Here is a 6,668-nt window from a genome sequence, read left to right as displayed (position 1 = left end):
AGTTCGAGGACTTCGCGTTCGCGATCGGTGACTGGATCTGATGCTAATACCTGCTCGTATTCCGGCTCTAACGACCTAATCTCGATCGTTTGTTTTTGGCTGGTGGGTTGGACGATACTCGATCTGACTTGGCGGAGGACGATGCTGGCAACTGCTGGATCGATCCACGCATTACCAGCGTGGGTCATCTTAATTGCTTCGATGAGTTGTTCGATGCCGATATCTTTCATACAGTAAGAATCAGCTCCCGCAGCGAAGGAAGCTAAGACGGTATCTTCCGTCCCGAGCATCGTCAGCATGATGATTTTGGTAGTTGATTCGGGATGGTCTTTTTGAAACTTCCGAAATTGTTGGGTTAATTCGATCCCATCTATGCCCGGTAAACCCACATCAACTAAAGCAACATCGACTTGAGTTGTTTGTAACAATGTCAATCCTTGAGTGCCATTGCTGGCTTCCCCGGCGACCTGAATCCCTTCTTGGATCTGCAACACAGTCCGTAGTCCGATCCGAACAACGTCGTGGTCTTCGATCAAAACTACACGGATATCGCTCATAATAACCAACCTTTAACCAGAGTGGGACTAAATGAAATCTAGTTTATACCTACTGTATCAGTTACACATACCCAATCGATTAACTACTTTTTCAGTGTTATATTTAAATGCGATTTAACTACAATAATAACTTATTGAACTGGGAGGACAACAATCAGTGTGAACCATTCTCCGGACAACAATGCCGATCGTTACCCTCAGATCGTCACCGATCCGATCGAGCGGTATCAAACTCTGATTCAAGGAGTTGCGGCAATCCTGTGGGAAACTGACGCTCGGGGGGAAGTTCAGGCGGAAATCCCCCAATGGTCGGCATTTACCGGACAACCGCTGGAGTCGATTCAGCGTGGGGGCTGGCTGAATGCCCTGCACCCTGAAGATCGCGATCGCGTTCGGCTAGCTTGGCAGACAGCGGTAGAGCGAGCCGCAATGGCACCTACAGACCACATGACGTTTGAAGCCGAGTATCGCCTGCATCACCGCGACGATTACTATCGCTGGATGCGAGTACATGGCGTACCTGTGTTCGATCCAGATGGTACCGTCCAAAAATGGATGGGCTTCCATACAGACATCGACGATCGCAAAAATGCTGAATTAGCAGCAAAAGATCGCGCAGCAGAAATCGAGCGGCTAAATACATTATTGACCCAAATGATGGCATTAGTCGATCGACGCGAACGGGAAATCGACCAATTTACCTATACGATCTCTCACGATCTCAAGGCACCCTTACGCGCGGTAACTAACCTCTCGCAGTGGATTGAAGACGATCTGATGGGCGAACTCGCCCAAGAAAGCAGCGAGCAATTGCAGCTACTCCGCACGCGGGTCGGTAGAATGGAAGCACTGATCGATGGATTACTCTTTTATTCGCGCATCAGCCGAATGGAGGTTAACATCGAGCGGGTAACTGTCGTAAAATTGGTAAGTGACGTTGTAGCATTGCTAGCACCGCCCGCTGGCTTTACGATCGAAATCGATCCAGGTCTACCGATACTGGATACCAAACGCTGGTCGCTCCAGCAGGTATTCTCGCAACTAATCGACAATGCGATCGCCCACCATCATCGCGACGATGGTAATATTCAGATTAGCAGTCAGCCGTTGGCTGAGGGTTATGAGTTTACCATTACCGACGATGGGCCTGGGATTCCACCTGCACAACACGAGTTTGTGTTTGGAATCTTTAATACGCTGGGTAAAAAAGCCGATCGTACGGGTATGGGACTAGCGATCGTCAAAAAGATTGTTGAAACTGAAGGTGGTAATATCGAGCTATCATCCGATCTGGGCGCAGGAACTCAGCTCAGGTTTACCTGGTTGACACCTGTAGCCACAGCACTTTCGGCAGCTTAAAGGATACCTGGAAATATGGAAGTCTCTTCTCAAAGGCAGGATGTATACACGAGTCGGCTGTTGCTCCGTTCCTAGATCTAAATCCCCCAACCCCCTTAAAAAGGGGGCTAAAATCCGGATCTTAGTCTCCCTGCTTGGTGCAACGCACGCTGACGAAACCTCAGCGCGATTGCATCCGCTGTCTTGTCTTGATTCGCTAAACCCTCTCCTTCGGAGACGCTGCGCGAACGGGAAACCCTACGGATCGCGAATCGCTGACCCAAACGGGTCGGGAACCTCCGCGTGATTTGGGTCGCTTTTTAAGGGGGATTTAGCGGCTCCCGCACGCCTTTGTTCCCCGACGGTTTAGGGAGACAAGACAGGGGGATTTGCCCACTGTGAACGGAGCAATTAGACTTTTCAAACATCCTCTGCAAGGGAGTTAGAGAATTCAGAACTACGATCGAAGACATAAAATCTTTTCAGACATTCTCTTAGACTTCGCTTCTAGATCTAAATCGCCCAGCCTCATGCTTAAGATGGCTCAGGGGGATTCACGTCAATTGCTTTGTGTAGCGCAGTTCATGAAATCCGTTTGGCAGCAGTTAAAAAATTATTGGTACCACCTCCCGATCGAATATCGGGGTAGTGTTGTTATTGCTATCCCCTTAGTGTGTTTAATGGGGTCGGTGGTTACTTACACCCTACTCCGCCAACGGATGGTTGAAGCCCAAAGCTATGTCGAGTATACCAATCAAGTCTTAGCCAAAAGTCAGAGTACGCTGATTAGTCTCCTCAATGCCGAAACGGGCGTGCGGGGTTACTACGTTAGCAAAAAACCGCTGTTTCTCGAACCATATCAAAGCGCCAGCAAGAAGATCGGCTCCGACCTCAAGGAATTAGAAGATCTCGTGCGAGATCGTCCCGACCAAGAACGTCAAGTTCGACTCCTCAACCAGCTTGCTGGTGCAAGGCTCGCTCATCTCCAAAGTCTCGTCCGGCAGGTGGATGAAAGTAATGGTGCCACCACGCCAGCCGATATCGATCGGATGCTGGCTGGCAAACAAGTGATGGATCGCTTTCGGAGTGAGATTGGCAAATTTGAAGCTGAAGAACAGCGGGTGCTGAAAATTCGCGCGGAAATACTCAAAGATCAGCAAGATTTTAATGCTACGGCGATGTGGTATGGTATTGCGCTGAGCTTATTCGGCACGATCCTGACGATCCGGCTGCTGCAAGACTTGACCAAAGAGTTACGCGATCGCGAGATCAGTCTCAGAGAGAGTCGCAGCCTGATTGAAGCGATCGTCTCCAATATCGTCGATGGGGCGATCGTCGTCAATCCCCAAGGACAGATCGAAACTTTCAATCCCGCCGCCGAACAGATGTTTGGCTACACAGCCGCTGAAGTTATCGGCTGGGAATGGCAGCGACTCTTGTCTGAAGAGGATGAAGCCACCCGCAAGCTGTTATTTTATTTGCCCTGTGCCCTCTCCGAACTTACCCCCACCGGACAGATCGTGCAGGCGGTGGGACGACGCAAGAATGGGGAAGTTTTTCCGCTCGAAGTCTCGATGAACAATATCGAGCTAGATGACGATCGGATCGCCATCTTCCGCGACATCAGCGCCCGCACCCAAGCCGCCAGCGCCCTCGCCGCCAAAGCCGTCGAAATGGCGGAGCTAAATAACTCGCTGATTGCCAGCAACCTCTCCTTGAGCCACAGCAACCGCGAACTCGATCAGTTTGCCTATATTACCTCTCACGACCTCAAAGCCCCCTTACGTGCGGTTGCCAGCCTCTCTGAGTGGATCGAAGAAGATCTCGACGAGCACATCTCCCCCGAGACGCGAGCGCAAATGCACTTGCTCCGCAGCCGCATCTACCGGATGCAGGCGCTGCTCAACAGTTTGCTCGAATACTCCCGCGTCGGGCGAGTCAATACACCAGTGATAACAGTGGATGTCCAGCGCCTCGTCACCAAAGTTATCGATGCACTCGCGCCGCCAGACACCTTTACCATCAAAATTACCACGTCGCTGCCGACGTTGCAGGCACGACAACAGCCACTCGAACAGGTATTCAGTCATCTCATCGATAATGCGATCCGCCATCACCCGACTAAAGTGGGTATAATCGAGATATCAGCAAAAGATCTCGGGGATCGCTATGAATTTGCGATCGCTGATGATGGCGATGGCATCGAACCCCAATATCAAAAAAGAATCTATACGATCTTTCAAACCCTCAAAGCTCGCGATCTCCAGGAAAACATCGGCGCAGGGCTAGCGATCGTCAAAAAGATCGTTACGGCAGAAGGGGGCACAATTGAGTTACAATCTTTGGCTGGCAAAGGGGCGATATTTCGATTTACTTGGCCCAAACAGCCAGTTATTGACAAGGACAACACTATTGCTCAGGCACAATGATCGAAAACCTAATGTTAAATATCTTACTGGTCGAAGATGATGAAGTAGACATCATGACCGTCCAACGCGCATTTAAAAAAGGCAATATTACCAACCCCCTATTCATCGCTGGCAATGGCATCGAAGCGCTCGCGATGTTGCGAGATACTCCCGAACAGCCGTCTTTGATTCCTGCCGATCGACGCTTGATCTTACTCGACTTAAATATGCCCAAAATGAATGGGCTAGAATTTTTGCACGAACTACGCCAAGATCCGGCGATTAGGCACATTCCCGTTGTCGTCCTCACCACCTCGAACGAAGAACGCGACCGGGTTCAAGCCTACGATCTCAATGTTGCTGGCTATATTCTCAAACCCGTCACCTTCAATACCTTTGTAGAACTGATGGTTACTCTCAATAAATATTGGACACTCTGCGAGATGACCTAAGATCTCCGCATGTCTGGATGCTTGGCGCTATCCCGAACGAAGCTTCGATCGGACTGCGATCTGGTTGCTGTTGGCGTAGCCGCTCAGAATGAGCATCGATACCAACACCATATAAGCCATGTCATCATAATACATAATAAATTATAAAATATTTGTATAATTAGCCACACCCGCTGTGGAAGCGATACCTTGAAAAGGGGAGTACGATTGTGGTTTTCCTGCTCAAGCTAACGTCAGTTAGAGATGAGAGTAGCCCGGAGACTGGAAATCAGGGCTTGATACACAATGCGGTGCTGGTGTTGCTGAATCGATCCATGATGCACCACCAACAATTTATGTAGGGGTAATGCCTTGTGCTTACCCCACATCGATGAAGGGTACCCACAAGCGGCGTTTTTATCTCTGGGGTTCCCCCCGCTTGGGTATGGGTCACGGATCGGGAAAATGACCGACCCAACTCCGCCAGTGAAGCACCTTTTCAAGACAGCGACGTTTTTATTCGGGGGAACCCCCGAATAAAAAAACGTCAAGACAGGGGCACCCCTACAAAAAAATCTTAAATCCATATTTCCCACTTTACAAAACTCACCTGGAATGGAAGAATCTCTACACATCCTAATCGTCGATGATGATGAAGTCGATCGCATGGCGGTCAGACGCGCTCTGCTCAAATCTGGGATGACAATAACGGTGAGTGAAGCCGCCAATTGTGCCGAAGCGCTTGCCTTATTAGAAGCAAACGAGTATGATTGCACCTTTGTAGACTACGGACTACCCGATGAAAACGGTCTAGCCCTGGTACAGTACGCTGTCAAGCTCGACGTCCAACATCCCCTAGTAGTCCTCACCGGACAAGGCGACGAGCGGATTGCCGTCGATCTGATGAAAGCAGGTGCCACTGACTACCTCCCCAAATCGCTGGTTAACCCGCCCAATCTCGCCCAAATCCTGCGGAATGCCATTCGGCTCAATCGTGCCGAACGCGACTCCATCATCGCCGCGCAACAGCTCCAAGAAACTAACAAATTACTGCTAGAACAAAACCGCGCTCTCGAAGAACAGCGCGAGCAAATCGAAATCCAAAACCTCCAACGCGAAGATTTTATCTCCCACCTCACCCATGACTTGCGAACGCCGCTAGTCGCCGCAAATATCATGTTCGGTTTGTTCGAGAAAGAGGCTTTTTGTCCGCTGTCTGACTCCATGCAAGAGGCGCTAGACGCGATGAGCCGCAGCAACCAAAACCTCCTCGAACTTGTCAATACGATCCTAGAAGTAAACCGTTATGAGTCTGGCAATAAAGCGCTGACGATGACCAAGTGCGATATGTGGGACATCATCCAAGCCACGATCGAACAACTGCAACCGCTAGCACTGTACAAATCGATCGAGCTAACGGCGACTAGCGATGTCCCCGATCCTACTTCCCTGAAAGTTTTGGGTGACTGTCAAGAAATTCGCCGCGCGGTCGCCAATTTAGTCGGGAATGGTCTCAAGTTTACTGACGTCGGTCACGTTCAACTCAAGCTCGGCTTTGAACCCGCACAGATCGAAGATGCCGTCGCGATGAATGGATGGGTCACGATCGACGTTCGCGATACAGGGCTAGGCATGTCCGCAGAAGAACAGCAGACCATTTTTGAACGGTTTCGGACTGGCAAACATCGCCAATCTGGTAGCGGCTTAGGGCTACACCTAGTCGCACGCATCATCACTACCCACTCTGGCACGATTACCGTCACCTCTAACTCTGGAGCAGGTAGTCTATTTAAGGTGCGTCTTCCCGCTCATCAAGAGGGTAGAGGGTAGAGGGTAGAGGGTAGAGGGTAGAGGGTAGAGGGTAGATGGGAGAGGGTAGATGGGAGAGGGGAGACGAGGCGGAGCTGAAGTGTTGCTGTTAGGTGATGAATAAT

5 protein-coding genes are annotated in these 6,668 nt (G+C 50.3%); 4 read left to right on the top strand and 1 reads right to left on the bottom strand.

Features of this window, described 5'->3' with window-relative positions:
• The coding region (locus RMO52_RS21560; RefSeq protein ID WP_310418424.1) for a response regulator transcription factor at nucleotides 1-557 on the bottom strand (557 nt) is incomplete at its 3' end.
• A 159-nt stretch (nucleotides 558-716) separates the two neighbouring features.
• Between RMO52_RS21560 and RMO52_RS21555 the strand changes: the two genes are divergently transcribed.
• The 4 genes from RMO52_RS21555 (at nucleotide 717) to RMO52_RS21540 (ending at nucleotide 6,564) form a co-directional block, all read left to right on the top strand.
• The gene (locus RMO52_RS21555; protein WP_310418420.1) at nucleotides 717-1,916 is read left to right on the top strand and encodes a PAS domain-containing sensor histidine kinase; all 1,200 of its coding nucleotides are present in this window, start codon (nucleotides 717-719) and stop codon (nucleotides 1,914-1,916) included.
• Nucleotides 1,917-2,479: 563 nt separating this feature from the next.
• Nucleotides 2,480-4,324 carry a CHASE3 domain-containing protein gene (locus RMO52_RS21550; RefSeq protein WP_310418417.1) on the top strand — a complete coding sequence of 615 codons (1,845 nt, stop codon included), beginning with the start codon at nucleotides 2,480-2,482 and terminating at the stop codon, nucleotides 4,322-4,324.
• Between the two features lie 11 nt (nucleotides 4,325-4,335).
• A complete protein-coding gene (locus tag RMO52_RS21545) occupies nucleotides 4,336-4,755 on the top strand; it encodes a response regulator (RefSeq protein WP_310418414.1) in 420 nt (139 codons plus the stop codon).
• Between the two features lie 594 nt (nucleotides 4,756-5,349).
• Nucleotides 5,350-6,564 carry an ATP-binding protein gene (locus tag RMO52_RS21540; protein WP_310418411.1) on the top strand — a complete coding sequence of 405 codons (1,215 nt, stop codon included), beginning with the start codon at nucleotides 5,350-5,352 and terminating at the stop codon, nucleotides 6,562-6,564.
• Nucleotides 6,565-6,668: the final 104 nt, after the last annotated feature.

Origin of the sequence: Chamaesiphon sp. OTE_8_metabat_110, assembly GCF_031382685.1 — a bacterium.
GTDB lineage: Bacteria > Cyanobacteriota > Cyanobacteriia > Cyanobacteriales > Chamaesiphonaceae > Chamaesiphon.
This window is presented reverse-complemented; position numbering and strand designations above follow the sequence as displayed.